The 22,856-nt window shown below is 55.5% G+C and carries 12 protein-coding genes and 5 tRNA genes; all 17 read right to left on the minus strand.

Annotated elements, in window-relative coordinates:
• Positions 1 to 8: 8 nt before the first annotated feature.
• Positions 9 to 4,403 (minus strand): DNA-directed RNA polymerase subunit beta', encoded by a 4,395-nt coding sequence (gene rpoC, locus RIB44_16775; GenBank protein MEQ8618231.1) that lies wholly within the window; start codon positions 4,401 to 4,403, stop codon positions 9 to 11.
• Between the two features lie 161 nt (positions 4,404 to 4,564).
• Positions 4,565 to 8,278 carry a DNA-directed RNA polymerase subunit beta gene (rpoB, locus tag RIB44_16780; GenBank protein MEQ8618232.1) on the minus strand — a complete coding sequence of 1,238 codons (3,714 nt, stop codon included), beginning with the start codon at positions 8,276 to 8,278 and terminating at the stop codon, positions 4,565 to 4,567.
• 333 nt (positions 8,279 to 8,611) lie between these two features.
• Entirely contained in the window at positions 8,612 to 9,022 is a 411-nt protein-coding gene (gene rplL / locus RIB44_16785; protein MEQ8618233.1) for a 50S ribosomal protein L7/L12, read from the minus strand.
• Between the two features lie 139 nt (positions 9,023 to 9,161).
• Positions 9,162 to 9,677: a 50S ribosomal protein L10 gene (rplJ, locus tag RIB44_16790; GenBank protein MEQ8618234.1), complete on the minus strand. Its 516-nt coding sequence runs from the start codon at positions 9,675 to 9,677 to the stop codon at positions 9,162 to 9,164.
• 102 nt (positions 9,678 to 9,779) lie between these two features.
• Entirely contained in the window at positions 9,780 to 10,457 is a 678-nt protein-coding gene (gene rplA, locus RIB44_16795; protein ID MEQ8618235.1) for a 50S ribosomal protein L1, read from the minus strand.
• Positions 10,458 to 10,712: 255 nt separating this feature from the next.
• The gene (gene rplK / locus RIB44_16800; protein MEQ8618236.1) at positions 10,713 to 11,138 is read right to left on the minus strand and encodes a 50S ribosomal protein L11; all 426 of its coding nucleotides are present in this window, start codon (positions 11,136 to 11,138) and stop codon (positions 10,713 to 10,715) included.
• Positions 11,139 to 11,185: 47 nt separating this feature from the next.
• Positions 11,186 to 12,118 carry a transcription termination/antitermination protein NusG gene (gene nusG, locus RIB44_16805; GenBank protein MEQ8618237.1) on the minus strand — a complete coding sequence of 311 codons (933 nt, stop codon included), beginning with the start codon at positions 12,116 to 12,118 and terminating at the stop codon, positions 11,186 to 11,188.
• Between the two features lie 19 nt (positions 12,119 to 12,137).
• Entirely contained in the window at positions 12,138 to 12,542 is a 405-nt protein-coding gene (gene secE / locus RIB44_16810) for a preprotein translocase subunit SecE (protein ID MEQ8618238.1), read from the minus strand.
• 91 nt (positions 12,543 to 12,633) lie between these two features.
• Positions 12,634 to 12,706: transfer RNA gene (locus RIB44_16815), tRNA-Trp, on the minus strand.
• 94 nt (positions 12,707 to 12,800) lie between these two features.
• Complete coding sequence (gene tuf, locus RIB44_16820) at positions 12,801 to 14,000, minus strand: elongation factor Tu (GenBank protein ID MEQ8618239.1); 1,200 nt, start codon at positions 13,998 to 14,000, stop codon at positions 12,801 to 12,803.
• A gap of 189 nt (positions 14,001 to 14,189) precedes the next feature.
• A tRNA-Thr gene (locus RIB44_16825) sits at positions 14,190 to 14,261 on the minus strand.
• A gap of 114 nt (positions 14,262 to 14,375) precedes the next feature.
• A tRNA-Gly gene (locus RIB44_16830) sits at positions 14,376 to 14,446 on the minus strand.
• 107 nt (positions 14,447 to 14,553) lie between these two features.
• A tRNA-Tyr gene (locus RIB44_16835) sits at positions 14,554 to 14,635 on the minus strand.
• Between the two features lie 112 nt (positions 14,636 to 14,747).
• Positions 14,748 to 14,820: transfer RNA gene (locus RIB44_16840), tRNA-Thr, on the minus strand.
• Between the two features lie 228 nt (positions 14,821 to 15,048).
• The gene (locus RIB44_16845) at positions 15,049 to 18,435 is read right to left on the minus strand and encodes a hypothetical protein (GenBank protein MEQ8618240.1); all 3,387 of its coding nucleotides are present in this window, start codon (positions 18,433 to 18,435) and stop codon (positions 15,049 to 15,051) included.
• Between the two features lie 164 nt (positions 18,436 to 18,599).
• Positions 18,600 to 19,430, minus strand: coding sequence for a hypothetical protein (locus RIB44_16850; protein MEQ8618241.1), 831 nt, complete (start codon positions 19,428 to 19,430; stop codon positions 18,600 to 18,602).
• 121 nt (positions 19,431 to 19,551) lie between these two features.
• Positions 19,552 to 22,647, minus strand: a complete 3,096-nt coding sequence (locus RIB44_16855; protein MEQ8618242.1) for a hypothetical protein — start codon at positions 22,645 to 22,647, stop codon at positions 19,552 to 19,554.
• Between the last annotated feature and the right edge of the window lie 209 nt (positions 22,648 to 22,856).

The following is a 22,856-nucleotide window of genomic DNA, read 5'->3' on the forward strand; positions in this document are numbered from 1 at the left end:
AGGTCTTTTTAGGCTTCGTCGCCAGTTTCGGGTGGCTTCTCTTCAGCGGCAGCGTCTTCACCGCCGAGCAATGCATCGAGGCTTGGAGCTGATTCAGGCAACGGCGAGTCGGCTGGAGCACTTTCGCCATTGGAAGCACTTTGCTCCTGCAACGCGCTGTCCAACAGCGGGAACGAACGTTCCAAGATGCTTTCTTTCTCGGCAGCCAAGGCTTCCAGGGCGGCTGGTTGGATACGTACTTCCGAATCCTGCACCGTGTGGAAACCGGTACCCGCGGGGATCAAGTGACCGAGGATCACGTTCTCCTTGAGGCCGACCAAGTTGTCCGTCTTGCCTGCCAACGCTGCCTCGGTGAGCACTTTCGTAGTCTCTTGGAAGCTTGCGGCGGAGATAAAGCTGCTCGACTGGACCGAAGCCTTTGTGATACCAAGCAGTTGCGTGCTGCCGGTTGCCATCGAAGGCTTCTTGCCCTTGGCGATGTCGCCACCGAGTGCTTCGATCTGAGCGTTAGCTTGCTCCAAGGCGTCCTTGGGAACGATCGTGCCTTCGGCAAAATCGCTGTCGCCCTTGTGGCTAATCTTCAAGCAATCGGCCAGCTCTTCGTTGGCGGTGCGGAAGTCGTGCTTATCCATCACGGCACCCGGCAGCAGATCGGTATCGCCAGGCGATTCGATCATGATCTTGCCAAGCATCTGGCTGACAATGATTTCGATGTGCTTGTCGTTGATCTCCACACGTTGGCTGCGATAGACGTTTTGGATCTCGCGGGTGAGATACTGCTGCACGGCCTCTTCGCCAGAAATGCGAAGAATGTCGTGTGGCACCAACGGTCCATCAACCAACGCTTCGCCAGCACGAATCGTGTCACCAGCATGCACGCGAAGATGCTTCGAGTGTGAGACCAAGTGCTCGCGCTCGACGCCCGTTTCGCTGCGGACGATGATCGAACGCTTGCCGCGCTTCTTCTCGCTGAGCAGCTCGACCACACCGTCGATCTCGGCGATGACCGCTGGGTCTTTCGGTTTGCGAGCCTCGAAGATTTCGGTGACACGAGGCAGACCGCCCGTGATGTCTTGCGTACCGGAAGCTTCACGTGGGGTTTTCGCCAGGAGCGAGCCTGGGCTAATGGTCTGGCCCTCTTCCACTTCGATGTGGGCCTTTTCAGGCATGTAGGAGAACTCAAGGATTTTTCCATCGGCAGGATCTTCGATGATGATCTGCGGATGGAGGTCGCCCTTGTGCTCCATAATGACAAAGCGAAGTTTACCCGAGGGGTCTTTCTCGCCACGCATCGTTTCGCCTTCGACCATATCCTCGAAGCGAATCACACCACCCGTTTCGGCAATGATCGGAATGCTGTGGGGGTCCCACTCGCAGATCACGCCGCCGGCTTTGATCGTGTCGTTCTCGCCCGCCTGCAAAATCGCACCGGTGGGGACTTCGTACTTCTCCACCTCGCGACCTTTTTCATCGACAAGAGCGATCTCGCCGTTGCGCGAAAGAACAACTTGTTTGCCCGAATCGTTGGTCACGACTTTCAAGCGAGCCGTCTTCACGATACCGCCGATCTTCGCTTTGATGTCGGAGTCCTCAACATTGTGCTGACCGGTACCACCGATGTGGAAGGTCCGCATCGTGAGCTGGGTTCCCGGCTCACCAATACTCTGGGCACCGATGATACCGACGGCCATTCCTTCTTCGACCATCGAACCGGTCGACATATCCATGCCGTAGCAGGTGCGGCAAATGCCGAGCTTCGCATCGCATGTCATCGGACTGCGTACCTGGATCTTCTCCAAGCCCAGCTCCTCGATCTTGCGAGCCGCTTCACCGGTGATCATGCCATTTTCAGCAACGATCTTCTCGTCGGTGATCGGGTTGACAATGTTCGAGCGACTCACGCGACCACGGATCGAGTCAGCGAGGCTTACCTCGACCTTCTCACCACGGTAAATGATTCCCTTGGTGATGCCCTTGGTCGTGCCGCAGTCGTCCATGGTGATGACCACGTTTTGGGCGACGTCGGCCAGCTTACGCGTGAGGTAACCACTGTCAGCCGTCTTGAGTGCCGTGTCCGCCAGACCCTTACGTGCACCGTGGGTCGAGCTGAAGTACTCCAGCACAGTCAGGCCTTCGCGGAAGTTCGCTTTAATCGGCGTCTCGATGATCTTTCCGGACGGCTTGGCCATCAGACCACGCATACCGCCAAGCTGACGCATCTGCTCGACACCACCACGGGCACCGGAGTGAGCCATCAAGTAGATCGGATTGACGTAGCCATCGGTACGGAAGTCGTTCTCGAGGCCGGTCATCATTTCCGCGGTGATTTGCTCGCGGGCATGCGTCCAAGCGTCAAGCACCGAGTTGTAGCGTTCTAGTTCGGTGATCACACCACGTTGGAACAGCTTGTTGAACTTGAGAACCTGCTTCTCGGCATCGCCGATGATCTTGGTCTTCGTTTCCGGCGTAATGAGGTCGTCGGTGCCGAAGGAAAGACCGCTGAGCGTGCTTTGACGGAAGCCAAGCTGGTTCATGTCGTCGAGCAACTCTATCGTTTGGCGACGCCCAAGGAATTCGTAACAGTCGCTAATCACCTTGGCGAGTTCGCTCGAACGCAAGGCGACATTATAGAACGGCATGCCTTCAGGCAGGATCGCGTTAAACATCACGCGACCAACGGTCGTCTCGATCCGCTTGCCAGACTCCGTCTCCTTGCGATCAAAGTCTTCGCGGAGGCAACGATTCTCGGGCAGACGAAGTTTGATCTTCGAATGCGTGACAACTTTGCCGGCGGCGTAGGCGGTTTCGACTTCCTCAGGCGAGCTGAATGCCATGCCATCGCCGACGTTGTCGGGGACATTCATCGTCAGGTAGTAGCTACCCATCACCACGTCTTGCGACGGGCTAATAATCGGGGCACCATTCGACGGGCTGAAGATGTTATGGGTGCTCATCATCAGCGTATGAGCTTCAACCTGAGCTTCAATCGACAGTGGCAGGTGGACCGCCATCTGATCGCCATCGAAGTCGGCGTTGAAGCCCTTACAGACGAGCGGATGCAGGTTGATTGCGTTCCCCTCGACGAGCGTTGGCTCGAACGCTTGGATACCCATACGGTGAAGCGTTGGGGCACGGTTGAGCAACACGGGATGATTCGTGATCACCTCTTCGAGGATATCCCAAACCTCTTCATCCTTGCGCTCGAGCATCTTCTTCGCCGACTTGATCGTATCGGCGTGGCCGAGTTCTTTCAGGCGACGAATGATGAACGGCTGGTAGAGCTCCAGGGCGATTTTCTTGGGCAGGCCGCATTGGTGCAGCTTGAGTCGCGGACCGACCACGATCACCGAACGGGCCGAGTAGTCGACGCGCTTGCCAAGCAGGTTTTCGCGGAAGCGACCCTGCTTACCTTTGATCATGTCGGTAAGCGACTTGAGCGGACGGTTCGAAGAACCAAGCACGGGTCGCTTGCAGCGGTTGTTGTCGAATAGTGCATCGACCGACTGCTGGAGCATTCGCTTCTCGTTGCGAATGATCACCTCAGGAGCGTTCAAGTCGACCAGCTTCTTGAGACGGTTGTTGCGGTTGATGATACGGCGATACAGGTCGTTCAAATCGCTCGTCGCAAAGTTGCCAGAGTCCAACAACACAAGCGGGCGTAAGTCAGGCGGGATCACGGGGATCACATCGAGAACCATCCACTCCGGCTTGTTGTCCGAGTCGCGGATCGATTCAACGGTCTTCAAGCGGCTGATATAGTCCTTCGCCTTTTGCTTCGAGCCTGTCTCTTTCAATTCCTGGCGAAGCTGTTCGCTCAAGGAAACGAGATCAAGTCCGGCGAGCAGCTTGCGAATCGCTTCGGCACCCATGTCGGCGTCGAACGCGCCTTCCCCGTACTCTTCACGAGCGGCGCGGAACTCTTCTTCGGTAAGCAGTTGACCCGCTTCCAACGGCGTGTCGCCCGCATCGCAGACGACGTAATCCTGGAAGTAGATCACCTTCTCGAGCGAAGTGGTCTTCATCGCCAGGAGCGAGCCCAAGCGTGAAGGCATCGCCTTGAAGAACCAGATGTGCACGATCGGTGCGGCCAACTCGATGTGGCCCATTCGCTTACGACGCACACGGCTGTGCGTGACTTTCACGCCGCAGCGGTCGCAGATCATGCCCTTGTACTTCATGCCGCGGTACTTACCGCAGGCACATTCCCAGTCCTTTTCAGGGCCGAAGATACGCTCGCAGAACAGACCGTCCTTTTCAGGGCGGTACGTTCGGTAGTTGATCGTCTCCGGCTTCTTCACTTCACCGAACGACCAACTACGAATGTCGTGCGGACGAGCCAAGCTAATTTTGACCGATCCGTAGTCGTTCACGCGATCGTAGTTTGCACCTTCAAGAATGCTCATTCAGTTCTCCTGACTTCGCCTAGCGGGGATGACGTCGCCGATATGTTTTTTGAACCACTAAGGACATGGAGATCACGGAGAGAAGCAATTCGCAAGTATCTCTCGACTAGACTCTGTGTCCTCCGTGTTCTCTGTGGTGAAAAATATTATGTTAGCAGTGCTTAGAGAGTTCGTTTCTCAAGCTGCATGTTCAAACCAAGACCGCGAATTTCGTTGGTCAACACATCGAAGCTTGCTGGCGTGCCGGCCTGCAGGGTGTTCTCTCCCTTGACCATCGATTCGTAAATCTTTGTGCGACCTTCGACATCGTCGCTCTTGACGGTCAAGAGTTCTTGCAAGATGTAGGCAGCACCGTAGGCTTCGAGCGCCCAAACTTCCATCTCTCCGAAGCGTTGGCCACCGAAGCGAGCCTTACCGCCGAGCGGTTGTTGGGTGATCAACGAGTAAGGACCGGTACTACGTGCGTGCACTTTGTCGTCGACCAAGTGATGCAACTTGAGCATGTAGATGTAACCGACGGTCGTCTCCTGCTCGAACGGCTCACCCGTGCGTCCATCCAACAAGCGTGCCTTACCGTGACGCGGGAGACCTGCTTCGTCGAGGGCATCGTTAATCTGCTCTTCTTCAGCACCATCGAACACAGGGGTGATCGCACGGAAGCCAAGCTTTGCACCGGCCCAACCGAGGTGGGTTTCGAGGATCTGACCCACGTTCATACGGCTAGGAACACCCAGCGGGTTGAGCATGATCTGGATTGGCGTGCCGTCTTCCAGGAAGGGCATATCTTCGATCGGTAGGATCTTAGAAATGACACCCTTGTTTCCGTGGCGGCCAGCCATCTTGTCACCGACGGAAATCACCCGCTTGGTGGCAATGTAGACCTTCACCATTTGCAGCACACCGCTGCGAAGCTCGTCACCACGCTTCATGGAGTTAAGCTTGCGATCGCGAGCATCAATGGCCTCTTCCACAGCAGGCCAAAGCTGACGATGGAGCGACTGCACCTCTTTCTGGCGTGCTTCGCTGCGGATGTCGAGTGCTTCGAGCTTGAACGCCACCGCCTGATCGGCCACGAATTGCGGCTCTTGGTTGTGGACGATCTCATTGCCATCCTCGTCGGTGAGCTTCTTGGACAGCACGCTTTCGATTTGCGTCACCATGTCCGTGAAGGCGGCAGCGATTGCTTCGTTGCTTTCCTTCTCCGCATCTTTCAGCGACTTCTCGAACAACTTGCGTTCGTCTTCCGATAGGCTCATTCGACGAGAGAACTTCTGCGTGTCGATGACAATACCTTCGACGCCCGAGGGGACTTCCAAGGAGTCGTTCTTCACGTCCTCACCAGCACGTCCGAAGATCGCGTGAAGCAGTTTCTCTTCAGGGGTCAGTTCGGTTTTGCTCTTCGGCGAAACCTTACCGACAAGAATATCGCCAGGCTGGACATAGGTGCCGATTTGCACGATACCGGTCTCGTCAAGATTGCGAAGAGCCTTCTCGCTGACGTTGGGGATGTCGCGAGTGAACTCCTCGCGGCCGAGCTTGGTTTCGCGAATCTCGACGTCGAACTCTTCAATGTGGATCGAAGTGTACGTGTCGTTGTGAACCAACTCCTCAGAGATGATAATCGCGTCCTCGAAGTTGTAGCCCATGTAGCTCATAAAGGCGACCAACACGTTGCGACCCAAGGCCAAATCACCCTGGAAGGTCGCAGCACCATCGGCAATGATGTCGCCCTTCTCAACCTTGTCGCCTGGTTTGACGATAGGCTTTTGGTTTTGGCAGGTTCGCTCGTTGAGGCCAACAAATTTACGCATGTGGTGGACTTCGGGACCGATCTCGATGCGGTTCGCATCCACGTAGGTCACCGTGCCTTTGTGTCCAGCACGGGCAATCATGCCCGAGTGACGGGCGACGTCGGTTTCCAAGCCGGTGCCAACCACAGGAGGTTCAGCAACCAACAGCGGCACGGCTTGTCGCTGCATGTTCGAGCCCATCAACGCACGGTTGGCGTCGTCGTGCTCAAGGAATGGAATCAGGCCGGCCGAAACGCCAATCATCTGGCTAGGTGCTACATCGGTGTACTCGATCTTGTCCGTGGGCACGAGTACGAAGTCGCTACGGTAACGAGCAACCACCGTATCGCCGTCGATCTTGCCATCTTTAACCGGTACGTCGGCCGAAGCCACATAAGCATCGGACTCTTGATCCGCACGAAGCCAAACCACTTCGTCGGTCAGCTTCTTGTTCTTCACCACACGGTAAGGCGTGACAAGGAAGCCGTAGTCGTCGACGGTCGCGTACATCGCGAGGCTTGAAATCAAGCCGATGTTTGTGCCTTCGGGGGTCTCAATCGGGCAGATACGACCGTAGTGGGAAATGTGAACGTCGCGAACTTCAAATCCCGCACGCTTCCGATTCAAACCACCGGGGCCAAGTGCAGACAGACGACGCTCGTGCGTGAGCATCGAGAGTGGGTTCGTCTGGTCAACCACTTGCGACAACTCGCCGCGACCGAAGAAGTATTCGATCGCTGCACTGATGCTCTTCGGATTGATCAAGCTGCGAGGAGTCATGTCCTCAGCATCCTTGAGACTCATCCGCTCCTGCACCGTACGGCGGAGCTTCAAGAAGCCTTTGCGGATTTCGTCGCAAGCCAACTCATCGATCGTGCGTAGACGACGGTTGCCGAGGTGATCGATGTCGTCAACGTATGCCTCGGGATCGCTCGCCACGAGTTTTAGCAGGTATTGCAACGAGGCGATGATGTCTTCCTGGCGAAGAACCATCTCGTTCTCGGAGACTTCCAGACCGAGCTTGCGGTTGATGCGGAAGCGACCAACTTGACCAAGACGGTAACGGTTCGAGTCGAAGAACTTCTCGTTAAACAGTGTGCGAGCTTTTTCCAACTGCGGAGGGTTGCCCGGACGGAGGCGTTGGTAGATCCGCAACAGAGCCTCTTCGTGGCTCGACGTATTATCGTCGGCCATCGCGTTCAAGAGGTGCGGCGTTGGCGGCGGATCCATCACCTCGATCGTCTTCACATCTGAAGTGCAGATGATCTCTGCCGTGTTCTTGGTGATCCGCTGGCCGGCTTCGATAATGATCTCGCCAGCTCGCTCGCTACCGACGGGGTAGACGACATCCTCAACGGCGATCTTGTTTTCGATCTTCGTCGCGCTGCGACCGTCAGCAACTTTCTCTTTGCTAACGTCGTAGAAGGTGCGAAGAATGTCGGAGTCCATCCCCATGTCGGGCGTCATCGCGCGCAACAGCGTGATGGCCGAGAACTTGCCGCTTTGATCGATGCGAACGGTGATCGAATCCTTCTTCGTCGTGTTCAGCTCGATCCAGCTCCCACGCTCAGGGATCACGCGGCAACTGTGGAGGCGGCGATCGCCTGCGTCGAGCTCCGACACGAAGTCGATGCCAGGGCTGCGATGCAACTGACTGACCACGACACGCTCAGCACCGTTGATGATGAACTCGCCACCACCGAGCATGATGGGCAGGTCGCCTAGGTACACTTCTTCCTCGATCGGCTCATCCTTGACCAAACGCAACCAGATGCGGAAAGGCCGACCGTAAGTCAGCCGCAACTGACGGCATTCATCCGTTGTGTAACGGGGCTTGCCGAGTTCGTAACGGAGATACTCAAGTTGGATGGTCTTGTCGTAGCTCTCGATCGGAAAGATTTCCTGCAGTACGGATTCCAAGCCATCGATCTTGCGCTTGGCGTTTGAACCGTTGTTGTACTGGAGAAAACGTTCGTAGCTTTCGGTTTGAATCTCGGTCAGATCAGGGATGGCGAAAGCTTCTCTTCCGCTGCCGAACTGGCGAATCTCAGGGGTAACTAAGCGGCGTGTTTCCGTGACTGCCATAGAGCCAAATACTCCGTCGTCTAATGAATGTGGAGTGGTGTAAGTCGCTCTCGCCGCAACGCACCGCAAACTACCTGGCTGGGTCACCAAGGGCAGTTGCCATGATTCTCGCTGGGGAGGGCTCCTTATGAGCGGGGTAACGCTGGCCGACGCGCATTACCAACTAGCTGTGGCAATAGCGCGGCAACCCGCGTTCAGGCGGCCCGGGTTCGGGCCGCCTGGCGGGAAAGGGATTCGATCAAACTGTAGTGAGCGTATTGAATATGCATCAAAAGGGGGCCAGCCACACAAAAACGTGCAGCAAAGCCGCGTAACCAAGGAAGCTACAAGGAACTACTTGATAGAAACGGTGGCACCCGCTTCTTCCAAATCGGCCTTGGCTTTCTCGGCATCTTCCTTCGATACGCCTTCTTTGATCTTGCTTGGGGCACCTTCGACCATTTCCTTGGCTTCCTTCAAGCCAAGACCGGTCAAAGCACGGACGACCTTAATCACGCCGATCTTCTGATCGCCGAAGCTGTCCATAACGACGTCGAATTCGGTCTGCTCAGCAGCACCGCCTTCGTCACCGCCACCACCACCGCCAGGCATGACGACAGCGCCGCCACCGGCAGCAGGCTCGATGCCGTGAACGTCCTTCAGGTAATCGCTCAGCTCTTTGGCTTCCTTCAAGGAAAGCTCAACGATCTTGTCGCCAAGTTCTTTGGCGGTGTCAGAAAACTCTGCTACAGCTGCATCGCTCATTTTAATTTCCCCTCATCGAGGGGCCCTTTCTACTAGTTGGGACCGAAGCGGTCCGCGAATCGAATCTGAATTTGGTACGTTAGTTCCGAAGCTTCTTGTATCAATAAATTGCGAGCGAATCGCAATGTTGTATCTCTTTCTACTCTTCACCCTTCTGCTTGATCTGGCCACCGAGCGTTCGACCTGGGCCAAGCAATTGACCTGACAGGGTCGCACCTGGTCCAAGAATCTGACCGACCAGCATGCTGAGCTGCTCGGTACGGCTTGGCCACTTGCTCACACCGGTGACCTCCTCCGGCGAGAGGGCTGCTCCGTCCATGACACCACCCTTGGCGGTGAAGTTCTCGTACTTCTCGTCCTTTGCGAGCCGTACGACTTCCTTAGCGAGCGAGACAATATCCTCGCTTCCCCAAACAACCGCGGCAGAGCCTTCAACACCCTCAAAAGCGGGAGCGAGCGCTGTTCCTTCGGTGGCTCGTCGCGCGAGGCTATTCTTGACGACTAGCATGCTGATGTCTTTTTCGCGAAGTTCGCGACGAAGCTCCACGCAAGCGTTCGCCTCGACGCCAAGGCAATCGACAACCAGCATGTTCTCAACGCCTTCGAGCTTTTGCTTGAGGTCTTCGGTGATCAGGTTTTTCAGGTATTTACTCATTGCTCAGGCTCTAGGTAATGAGGCTGTAGGCTATAGGGTCTTTCGATGGAAAGCCGTGTGATGTGACTCACCCTCGGCTTGAAGTCCTCAAATCTTCTATGACTAAACCGCCAGGCGAACGCTGGGGCTCATCGTTGCGCTGATGTGGGCGCTTTTGACATAAGTGCCTTTGATCGTATTTGGCTTGAGGCTCATGATGCGATCGACGAAAGCCTCAATGTTCTCAGCCAGCTTCGCAGCGTCAAAGCTCATCTTGCCGACGGGGGCCTGGACGTTGCCACCTTTGTCATTGCGAAACTCAACCTTACCCGCCTTGTACTCCTCGACCGTCTTCGCAACGTCAGGCGTCACGGTACCGGCACGAGGCGAAGGCATGAGACCACGGGGGCCGAGGACACGACCCAACGGGCCGACGACCTTCATCATGTCGGGCGAGGCAATACAGGCATCGAAGTCGGTCCAGCCGCCGAGGATCTTCTTGGCGAGATCGTCGTCACCCACTTCGTCAGCACCTGCCTCACGGGCAGCATCGGCTGCGGCGCCTTTGGCAAAGACAACGACGCGGAGTTCCTTGCCAATGCCATTGGGCAGTACAATCGAACCGCGGACAATCTGATCCGCTTGGGTGTGATCGACGCCAAGGCGGAGAACAACTTCAACCGTTTGGTCGAACTTGGTGCCGTCGTATTTTTGCAGTGCTTCGACAGCATCTGAGACGGGGAGAGCAGCCTCGGGCCGTTTGGCAGCCGAGGATTTCATACGCTTTGCTAGTTTTGGCATCGTTACCTTCTTTCGAGTGCTCCTGTTCGCACCAAGCTCTTCGCGTTGGGAAACGGGAGTTTTACCTCTGACTCTTGTGTCTCTTCACTATTCTGTCATTCCGACAGCCGTCTCAGCGGCGGAGGAATCCGGCTCAAACTCTAGTTCGGATTGAGTACTGAATCGCATCCAAACCGGATTCCTCGGTCGGCGAGCCTCCCTTCGGAATGACACTAATTATGGTCACTGCGACGGGACACTCGGAATGACAAATCATTAACCCTCGACCTCAATTCCCATGCTCCGGGCGGTACCGGCAATCATTCGCGAAGCGTGTTCGACATCGCGAGCGTTGAGATCGGCCATCTTCATCGTGGCGATCTCTTCTAATTGTGCCTGAGTGACCTTGGCAACTTTATTCTTGTTCGGAACCCCAGAACCCTTGGCAATGTTCGCCGACTTTTTCAGCAAGACAGCCGCTGGTGGGCTCTTGGTGATAAAGTCGAAGGAGCGGTCGTTATATACGTTGACGATCACGGGAATCATCATCCCGTTGGCGTCCTTGGTCTTGTCGTTGAACGCCTGGACAAACTGGCCCAAGTTCACGCCGAATTTACCGAGCGCGGTACCAACCGGAGGGGCCGGGGTGGCCTGGCCGCCGGGGATCTGGAACTTCGCGCTGCCTGTGAGTTGTTTTGCCATGACTAAATGTATGCTTTGATGGAACGGCTAAGCCGCAAGCGGTTGGTTTAAGTTGCTTCGATTTGCCAGTATTCGAGTTCGACGGGGGTACTGCGGCCGAAGATGTTGATCATCACAATCACCTTGCCGCTCTGGTCGTCGATTTCGCTGACATTGCCTTCGAAACCTTCGAACGTGCCTTCCTTGACCTTGACGGCTTCTTCCAGCTTGAACGGGATGTTCAGCTTTGGTGCTTCGTCGGTCTCTTCCTCTTCGGTCTGAACGATGCGAGCGACTTCGCTGGGCAACATCGGAGTTGGTTTTCCGCCGGAGCCGGTGAAGTCGCCGATGCCGGAGGTCTCACGAACGGCAAACCAGGTGTCGTCGTTAATGTGCATGTGCACGACGATGTAGCCTGGGTAAAGCTTCCGCTGGACAACCTTCTTTTTACCGCCCTTGAACTCAGTGACTTTCTCTGTGGGGACGATCACCTCGCCGAAGTAGTCCTCAAGGCCTTCGATCGCAATCTTCCGCTTCAAAGCCGCTGTGATCGACTTTTCGCGATTGCTCTGGACCTTAAGGATGTACCAGTCCATTTTGATGGTGCCACTATCATCCTCGTCATTGGCCTCTTCGGCGACTTCTTCCTCGTCCTCTTCTTCGTACTCGTATTCGGCTTCTTCCTCAGCCTCTTCTTCGTATTCTTCTTCCGCTGCTTCCTCAGCTTCTGGCTCGCCAGAGACTTCCGTCTCGCTGGCTTCCTCGGTCGTTGCCTCCGCTTCGACCGGTGACTCTGACTCGGTGGACTGCTCTTCTGGCTCCACCACCGCAGCTTCATCCGACGATGCCGCTGACTCCTCGGACGCTGGCCCCTCCGTTGCTGGCTCCTCAGCCGCTGGCTCAGGCTCCGCTGGGGATTCTGCAGGCGCAGATTCATCAACGATTGCTTGACTTGCAGTCGTCGAGTCCTCTTCGATCGGTTTTTCGAGTTCGTCGCTCAAGTGCCCAATCCCAGGTAGCTTAAATGCCAATAAACTTGTCGAGCACGATGTCGAGGATAATGTCGTAACCGAACAAAACGGCCACCAACACGAAAATCACCACGATCACCACCAGCGAAGCTCGGTACAGCTCGCCCCGCGATGGCCAGGACACCTTGTTCATTTCCGCTTCAACCGAAATCAAAAAATCGGCAAAGCGAGGAATATTCACAATGCGGTGAGCGATCCAAGCCCCGGCAGCAAAAATGCCCATGGGGATGAAGTACTGCCAGACAGGTTCGCCACCACTATTACGTTCGCTCATCAACCACGCGCCAGCACCAATAATCAGCACCATCGCGTAAAACGTGACTTGGCGGGCAACCTTGCCCTGGCTTCGCTTGTAGCGCGAAGTGTTGAACATTCCTGCGATAAGTTCAGCCACGGGGCTTCTTTCCTCAACAAAACTGCCAACAAAACTCAGGAACCCAGCCCAAACGAAAATTCGCCAAACACTTTAGAATGTCGAATGTAAGCAGGGGCGGTGGGATTCGAACTCACAACCCCCGGTTTTGGAGACCGGTGCTCTGCCAATTGAGCTACGCCCCTTTGACAAGGAAGAAGGCTGAGGGATGAAGGATGAAGTCGAGCATACGGCTGACTTCGCTCCTCATCCCTCATCCCTCACCCCTCATCCTTTTACTTATTCAACAATCTTCGTTACAACACCCGAACCAACGGTCTTGCCACCTTCGCGGATAGCGAAGCGGACACCGTCGTCCATGGCGATTGGCTTCATCAGCTCGACGGTCAGCTTGGCGTTGTCGCCAGGCATGCACATTTCGGCATCACCCACCAAGTTGGCGGTGCCAGTCACGTCGGTGGTACGGAAGTAAAACTGCGGACGGTAACCGCTGAAGAATGGCGTGTGACGGCCACCCTCTTCCTTGCTCAAGACGTAAACCTCTGCCTCGAACTTGGTGTGCGGCGTGATGCTGCCCGGCTTGGAAAGCACCTGACCACGCGTGATGTCTTCACGCTTCACACCACGGAGCAGACAGCCGACGTTGTCGCCAGCGTAGCCTTCGTCCATCGTCTTGTTGAACGCTTCAACACCGGTGCAGGTGGTCTTGGTAGGAGCTTCGGTCAGACCGATGATCTCAACCTCTTCACCAACCTTGATCGTGCCGCGCTCGATACGACCAGTAGCCACAGTACCGCGACCTTCGATCGAGAAGACGTCTTCAACGGCCATCAGAAATGGCTTGTCGTTCTCGCGAACAGGCTCAGGAATGTAGCTGTCGATCGCGTCCATCAACTCGCTGATACACTTGCTGTAGGTTTCGTCACCAGGATTATCGATTGCACCCTTAGCGTTACCACGAACCAACGGGATTTCATCGCCAGGGAAACCGTAGGTGGTGAGTAGCTCGCGAATCTCAAGCTCGACGAGCTCCAATAGCTCTTCGTCGTCGACCAAGTCGCACTTATTCAGGAATACGACGATCTTAGGTACACCCACCTGACGGGCGAGCAGGATGTGCTCGCGCGTCTGAGGCATCGGGCCGTCAGCAGCGGAAACCACCAGAATGGCACCATCCATTTGGGCGGCACCGGTGATCATGTTCTTGACGAAGTCGGCGTGGCCTGGGCAGTCAATGTGAGCGTAGTGACGGTTGTCGGTCTCGTACTCAACGTGCGAGACGGCAATCGTCACGGTCTTGGTCTCGTCACGCACGGTACCGCCCTTGGCGATATCCGAGTACGACTTAGCCTTCGCGAAGCCCTTTTCAGCCTGGACGGCCAAAATGGCGCCGGTGGTGGTGGTCTTACCGTGGTCGATGTGACCGATGGTGCCTACATTGACGTGCGGCTTTGACCGCTCAAAAGTATCCTTAGCCATTTTTCTTACCTAACTCCGGTCGTAAATCCAGTGTTTGTTAAGGACAACCGTAAAACAGTTTATAAACCAGCTTCAAACCTTATGGGAGCTGAAGCACGAATCTCAAAATTTGCGTTTCCGAGAGTACAACCCGACGGCTGACGCCCGACGGCCCTACTCTCACCTTTCGACTCTCTACTATCTCTTAAGAGCTGCTGATGAGACTTGAACTCATGACCTCTTCCTTACCAAGGAAGTGCTCTACCACTGAGCTACAGCAGCGTTGGGAGCTATTGGCTATTAGCGGTTAGCTATTAGCTGCCTGCTCGCATACCTTACTCAAACTCCATCAGTTCCGACCGATAGCCAAAAGCCGTCAGCCAACAGCCTCAAAAAAGCGGGTGAAGGGAATCGAACCCTCGTCTTCAGCTTGGAAGGCTGTGGCTCTACCATTGAGCTACACCCGCAAGGTGAATCCGGATTTTGGAATTCGGATTGCGGAATTTTGGGCCGCAAACCTCACTCTCTATTTCAATTCCGCATTCCGCATTCCTACTTCCGCATTTCTCCTCAGTGGGGGGTACAGGATTCGAACCTGTGAAGGCATAGCCATCAGATTTACAGTCTGACCCGTTTGACCGCTCCGGAAACCCCCCGGTGCTCGATTGATTTCTGGGGTAATGTTATGGGCACCGGTTACGGCTAAGCCGACGAGCGGCTGCTTCCTGCGTTTCGTTTCTTTTCCCTCGTAGCTCGTGATATAAAATGAGCTAGCGGAGGGACTTGAACCCACAACCTGCGGTTTACAAAACCGCTGCTCTGCCAATTGAGCTACGCTAGCCTGGGTCCGCTAAAGTTGTGCGAATCAACCAATATACCCAGCCGCGGAAACAGGGCAAGGCGGGTGTTTTGATTTTCAGGGGCGAATTTCGGGCCAAAGTTGCCCCCGGGAAGAGCCCGGCTCCCCATTAGTGAAAATGGGCAATTTGCCCTACTTGCCCTAAAATCGGGGGGCGACCTGCCGGCAAAAAAGACGTGATTCTCTGGCGTTTGGTTCGCGGAGCTTTGCCTAGCCGCGTTGGCGGAATTTGGGGCCAGCCGCCACGGCGAAGACGCAAGCGAGGAGTATCGCGGTGTTGGGCTCGGGGACCGTGGCCAGTGACGAGGGGCCATCGCCAGTGAATTGCTGCTGCCAGGCGAGGAAATCGAGCCCGTTGGAGGACTGATCGCCGTTGGCGTCGGCGGCATCGCTCGTGCCATAGGCGGTCTGCCACTCCATCAGGTCCCAGCCATCGACGGTGCCATCGGTGTTGAAGTCGGCTGGTAGGGCTCCCGCTGCAATCACGTTCAGGGAAACCACTTGGGGCAGGTACTCAATTTGCCAGTCCAGACCGTCACTCAGTTCTGGCAAGTCGAGCGTCTCGAACTGGCCAGCAATCTGCCCAGAAGACCCGGGATTGTACTGGATTATGTCGAACGAATCGCCCAATTCGGGCTCAAAAAGCCCTTGGCCCAGACTTAGATCGATAAATAATACTTCAAGTGCACCTGCTAATTCAACTTCGCCACCCATAGAGATGGTCAGAATATCATACTCACCAAAACCATTACCTCCAATTTGTAATTCAAGCACTCCGCTCTCGCTTTGAGTGAAATTGCCGAAAACCCCAAAACTGCTGACCAGACGATCGGGCAAATTACTTCCAGGAGAAACAATGCCGTGGGAAATAAGACCGCTACTATTCCCCAAAAACATCATTAGTCCCGAGCCATCAATTCTTGCCCCTAATAGGTTGATGAAGTCCGTATCAACAAACTTCATGCGCCCATCAATGACAGCGAGGGAACTTGCTTGATTGACAACAACCTCTTGTTGGCTTGAACCGAGCAGCCCATCAAACCTTAGAGTGCTATCCGCTTGGACGTCTAGGACACCGTCATTGGATAGAAATTCTGAGACTTCGATAAACATGGTAGAGCCTAACTCGGTTTTTATGAGCCCTTGATTGCTCCAGTTGCGAACATCCGTGATGCTGAACTGACTATTGTTCCGTGCGATCAGTTCCCCCTGCTGAAAGAACTGATGCGCGATCCCCGTCTGCGTTACGCTGATCTCAGCGACTGAGCCTTCCGCAGATTCGATTCGTCCCTGATTGAGCAAGGTCGAGCCAGCCATCAAGACCCTGCCCTGGATGGTATGCCCCGAACCATTGATCAGGGTTTGCCCCGGTTCGACCGTCAGTCTGCTAGCAAGTTGCAACCTCCCGTCACCCAGGAATTGGACGATACCGCCCTGGAGCCGCGTATTGTCATTCGTTGTGAGCAGCCCCTCGTTCCGAATGACTCCGGCGATGTTGAAGCCTCCGAACTCGACTGTGCCGAGGATCTTTAATTCGGACTCTGAGAAACGCGGAGTCTGCCCCGAATCGTCATAGTTGAGGTCTTGGTTCACTCGGAGAGATCCATCTCCGGCGGTCTGCAGGGTGCCGCCGAGGACGCGATCAACCTCGACTTGCGAGCCGCTTCCAGCTTGAATCTTGCCGGGCACGAGGTTGCCTAGCTGGTCGAACTCGTAGTTGTCGACCGTGCTAAAGATTTGCAGATTGCTTCCGCCGATGGCGCGGATGACGCCGCTGTTGGTGAGACGGTTTCCATTGGTGTTCGCAGAAATCTGCCCGAAGGAGTTTGGTTGGGTGGTTTCTACGGTCCCTCGATTGGTGAAGGCGACATCAGAGAACGAGAGATCGTTGACGACACTGAATGTATTGTCGAGGTTAATCAGTTGGGCGTCAGCGCTAGAGCTTTGAACGCGTTGGATTTCGGAAGAACTGACCACGCCACTCCCTCCAAGAACCACATTGCCAATCAGCCCAAGAGGTCCACTAAGGTTCCCCGTGTTCTCAATACTTCCCAAAAGCTGTATTTGATCGGCCTGAACGAAACCCTCGAGACGAACCCCATCAAGTGTCGTCAGTCCTTCAAAAAGGAGTCCTGGATTGAATGGAGCAGGCCCGACATTAGGTCCGCGGAGGGTTCCACCACGAATAACGACATCGCCTAAATTCATGCGAGAGCCAAATCCCAATTCAATGACTCCACCTGCGTTGTCAACCTCGGCACCTCTGCCGCGAGGTATGGTGATTTGCCCGCCATTGATGGCGCGGATGACACCCGAATTCTTCCAGGCAGGCTGACCCTCCGGATGATTCTGCGGAGGGGTAAAGTCGAGGAATAAGCTTGCATCGCCCTGCGGAGACAGCCCGTTCGCTTCGATGATACCTTGGTTCAGAACCTCAAGATTTCTGCCGAAAGACACGGCACCATCGACCGTCCTGCTAATTGCGGGCGAGATGGTGTTGTCGACGTTAATGAGCTTCCCGGTCGTGAAAGAAAAATTCACGCCTTGGACCGCGCTTCCCGTCGAGAGTTCCAACCGCCCGCCTCCAGAGAGCACGACGGTCTCCGAGATCAGGGCGGACTCCCCGCGAGCGGTAATGAGCAATCTTCGATTCATCAGGGAACTATTGGAAATTATTGTTTGTGTCGAGGCATTCGTCTCGCCAACGATTACGTTCCCATCCAACTCGACTCCCGCCAACGAGACTGATTCCAGCAACCGAATCGTCCCTTCCTCAACACCCCCTGCAGTCGAAGTGGTGATCCGCCCCCCGACAATTCGCGAGTTGCGAATTTCAACGATGGAGTCGCCGAGTGCTTGAATCGTTCCGGCAACGCCGGCATCGGTGTTGAACAAGGGTGACCCTGAGAAGTTATTCAGCTGCAACGTCCCCTCGCCACTGGCTTGCATGATGCCGCCGTTGGAGTGTGTCCCGCCGCTTGGATTAGCAAAGCCGTTGAAGGGGTCGTGGATTGCCAGAACCTCCCCGGCACGATTGGCGTCGATCAAGCCGTTGTTTCTGATCGAGATGCCGTCGAAGTTTTCATCGATCCCACCGCTTCCTTGGATGGTGCCCTGGTTCCAGAGCAAGCCGGCATTGTTTCCTCCGAAGTTGAGATTCGCGCTGATTGAACCCTGCTGCATTTCGATGATACCGCCGGTTTGATTATGCAGTAGCGAGAAAAAACGCAGCCCCAAGGGACCCGTCCCTTCAAGCCCAGTAATAGACAAGGTGCCAGAGTTGTTCACCGAGCCAAGGTAAAGCTCCGTCTCCGACGCCATGCTGAGCGAGTCACCCGCGTCAATGGTTAGCGTAAGAACTTCACTGGTCTGCTGCGGCCCAGGAAAGCCGTAGCTGACGGCTGTGTTCTGCGCCGGGTCGCTATCGATACGCACATCTTGGAACATGCTTGGTGCCACGCCGAGTGACCAGTTGGCACCGTCAAACCAATCGCCCGTTGGGGGGCCAATCCACGTGTTGGTTTGGGCACGTAGCGAACAGGGCAACGATGCTATCAAGAAAGCTGCGGCAAGAATCGTTCTTGTAAGAGCAGACATGGTGCAAAACTCAGAGGAGCAGGGAACAAGCAAGGAATGACGAGAAATGAATGTCCCCATTATGACGGTGGCGGTGAAACGCGTCAAAAAAAACCGCCTGCAGCTTAGCCACAGGCGGTTCTCAAAAAATGAAGCACTTTCGATAAACAAGTTTGAAGTGGCCCTTAACGACGGCCGCGTCCTAACAGGGCAAAACTACCCAGTGCCATCAACAGGGCCGATGTCGGCTCGGGCACTAGGGTGTTGGCAAGTTGACCTCGCTCGACGAGTGTGCCAGTCAGACCGGTGACTTGAAATGGACTGCCGTTGTACGTGCCATCCAAATCAATGGTAATTCCCACCGCGTGTTCAATATCGCCGTTGGGAAGAGTCTTGTAGTTGTCGGTTCCGGGTAGCAATTCGACCGCCATGCCGTCGGCCGCCAAGTCGATATCACCACCTCCGCCACCAAAGGCGATTTTCAGGACGGTAACATGTCCGCGAAACCGTTTCTTTGGCGGACCTGCCGCCTTAAGCATGTTGAAGTCGGGCTCCATCTTATCGAAAACAAACGTGGCCCCTTGCTCTAGCTCAAGGATGGCATTGCTATCTGTTTCAGCGATTGGCGTGTCGCCCAGAGCCTGAGCAAAGTCAACATTGGGATCGTTGTCGATGAAACTCAGACTGAACTCCACATCAATCGAGCTGAAGAGCGGAAACGTCTTCCCGTCTTCCTCATCGGGATCGATGTCGTCGGGTGAGACCGCATTTGAAGAAGTCTTGTTTGATCGTGAAGAGTTGTGATCAGTCGCTCTTGTTAAGGTGATCCCCGTAATCATATCGGCCCCACCCTGCCCCAGTGGCAATGTTGCCGTGCCGGTGAGATCCATCGAAACGATTTCCGTATCGAACACGATATTCTGTGCCGAAGCATCAGCCGACTCCAACAAAAACGACAAACCCAGTACTGCAGTGCACACCAAACTAGCACGCAGTCTCATCTGAAAGCGAATCATTAGCAAACCTCCCGCGAATAATGGAAATCGATCCGCACGAACTGGCGGACCCTGAAGAGTGCTCGCACTATACCCGGCACTGAGCAGGCTCGCAAATCTCCCGAAGTTTGAAGCTTCAGACTCAACTGCGGCACCTAGTAGCCGACCCAATCATCACAACGAAGACGCAAGCGAGGAGCAGCGCGGTGCTTGGCTCCGGCACTGCAACCACCGGCGGCATAGGCGTCGGCACTGTTTGCGTGACCTCCCGTTGCCAAGCAAGAAAATCAAGACCGTTAGTCATACCGTAATCGGCTTGCCACTGATCGAGATCCGACGCGTTGATGGTGCTGTTGCCATCGAAATCACTGGCAAGGGGCTCGGTGATGCTCAGGATGACCTGCGTATCGTTGTAGAACAGACGGAAATCGAGGCCCGGATCAAGCGTTGGTGCATCGACTGAATCAAACACTCCCGAGAGAAGTGTCCCTGAGATGGTGGTCTCTAAAATGACGAACTGGTCGCCCAGCTGTGGCTCGTAGATTCCGCCGCCCAAATCCACCAACTCGATGGCCAACTCACCAGCGAGTTCTGCGAAGCGGGCGATGCGGAGCGTATCGAATTCGCCCTGCGCGGTGCCACCAATTCCGATTTCAAGGCGACCTGAGGCGGTTTGCTCGAAGAAGCTGCCACCAATGGAGAGACTGCCTATGCCGCCTGGTGCAGTCAAGCTACCGGGGGCAATGACGCCTTGGTTGATGAAATCGATTGGCGAACTTGATGTATCGCTTCGCGGTTCGAAGTCTAACGACCCGTCACCGAAAACAACGCCACCGTCGCGATTGAGAAATCGAGCGTTAATAAAACTTAGCGTGCCGTCAAGAGAAACTTCTCCTCCGTCGTTCTCAACCAGTTGGGAGGGACCTGGGGCGGCGGCAAACGTGATACGACCGCCCGCTTCGACTCGAATAGTTTCATGGTTTTCAAAGCCGTTCTGCATCTGTACTTGAAGCATGGAGAGCGGTCGACTTTCAATCAGGCCATTGTTGGTCAAGTTCCCGAATCCTTCGACTCTTAGAACTGAAGCATCTCCGGCGATAAGACTGCCAACTTGCACGAATTGTGATGGGTTGGTACCGGTTTGGCCCTGTAAGGTGAGCGTGCCATTCATGCTTGATTGAATGCGCCCCTCGTTGAGTAGGGTGGTCTGGTCGACGGTAATGGTGCCTCGCCCCACGATCGAATGGGTGCTATCGTTCTGCAAAAAAGCATTCCCCCCAATCAATAGAGTTCCTGGGCGATCTCCGAAGCCTAGCTCAAAAGTGCCTGGCCCTGAAAGGACAGCACTCGAGATGACGCGCGTAGTTCCCGCGGCACGCAGGCGTCCCGCGTTAACGATCTCACCAGTAAAGCCGAGATTTTCCGCTACGATGATTCCAGATAATTCCAACGGCACCGGAAGGCTGGTCGAATTGAAAATTGAATCAATCGCTCGCAAACTGCCGCCGGGTTCAGCGACGAGCCTACCGCCAAAAACATCGCCGACCAAGACGGTCGATCCCGCCCCGGCCAGAATCGTTCCGGGGAACAAATCGCCGTTGGTGCCTCGCTCGTGGCTCTGCACAACAACACTCGTCAGGTTGAGTTGGTTGCCGCCCAGAGCGCGCATCGTGCCGCTGTTGATCACCCGACGGGGTTGAGCCCTAGAGGAGACAAGTTGATTCGACGGACTTGCGCTGACAGCCTCGACGATGCCCCGATTCACTAGCTGCACCGTATCCAACGAAACGGGTCCGTCTACTTCAATGGTGTTGTCTTCATTGATCAGCTCAACAAACTGATTGGTGTTCACACGAGCAAAACGCTCCACGGCTACCACTCCGCCGCCTCCTAGCTTGACCTCGGGTGTCGAGATCTCCACTTCGCCAAAGAGCATCCCCGTGTTCTCAATCGTCCCAACAAGCTCCAGCGGTTCAGGGGAACCGACGAAGCCTTCCAGCCGCACGTTCTCCAAGGTAGCCCGCTCTTGAAAGCCGTTGTTCGCACTCGGCATAGCGGCGGGACCACGTAGCGTGCCGCCCAGGACGTGCGCGGCGTCGAGTTCGAATTGCGAGGCGGCATCGACTTCAAGAACGCCTGTCGGCCCGTTGGCAATCTTCCGGCCAGGACCCACCAGACTGATTTTCCCACCGCTAGTGGCGTTGATCGATCCTGAGTTCATCCAGGCAGGCTGCTGCGGAGACTGCCCGCTCGGACCAGTGAGATTCAACGAGAGCTGACGGCCTGGACCGTCCGCCTCGATCAGCCCGCCGTTCTCGACCAGCATCCCCGCTCCAATGGCGGCAGTACCGGTCGTGTCCATGAACAGGCGATTATCCACGTTGATTAAGCGCGGTGGGGAAGGTGCACCAAGACCATCGCCGCGGATTTGCCCCCCCGCAGCCAGCCGCATTTCCCCTCCGCCAGCAATGCGGACGGTCTCGTTGATGAACAACTGGTTGCTGCCCAGCTGCAAGGTCTGCAAGTTTTCGAAATCGCTGTCGTACAAACTTGCATTGAAATCGAAATCCACTTGGCCATCGACTTCCACCCCAGCGAGCGAAACTTGACTGCCGATCCGCACGCGTCCCTCCGCAAGGCGTCCGCCCCGCCTGGTAGCAAGATTTCCACCTTCGAGACGCACATTGAGCAGAGTAACGGTGGAACCACCCAAGGCTTCAATCAGCCCTCCGTCATTAACAAGCGGTGTAGTGCGTTGAAAACCGGAAACCCTCAACGTGCCTCCTGAGGATGCACGCAACGTGCCTGAATTCGAATAAGTGGGCAGCGGAAGATTGAGAATTCCATCACCAATTCCCGTAAAGAACAAGGTGCTGCCAGCCCGGTTAGCGTCGACCATTCCCTCGTTCGCGATGCTCATCGCGCGGTTGCTCAGCCCGATTCGACCGTTCCCTTCCACGGTGCCCAAGTTGTGCAGCCACGCACCGCCCACAGCCGACGGACTCAACGCGGTCAACAAACCGCCTTCCAATTCCACATTCCCGCTAGCCTCATTCTCGAAGAGGCTGGCAAACTCCAGGCCGCCGGTGTTGTTCACCCGTACCAGAATCGACCCGGAGTTCTGCACATCGCCATTGGCCTGCAAACTGACTGCGGGCTCGACAATCAGACCGTCTCCAAGATCAATGATCAGGCTGCCAATCGTTTGCGTTTGATTAACCGTGACCTCAGAGTCCATGATCGGATTATCATCAATCCGAACATCATTTGACGGGGTATTTGGCACCACCCCGAGTGACCAATAAGAAGGAACCTCCCAATCGCCAATGCCGTTGGCTCCAGGCGGCCCTACCCAAAAATTTACTTGGCTACGGACTGGGTTTGCGAAACACGCAGTGAGTAGAAGTAGTACCGCAGCAGCAGCTCGGGTACCGCAAAGGTGTCCTG

Source organism: Lacipirellulaceae bacterium, from assembly GCA_040218535.1.
Lineage (GTDB): Bacteria > Planctomycetota > Planctomycetia > Pirellulales > Lacipirellulaceae > Adhaeretor.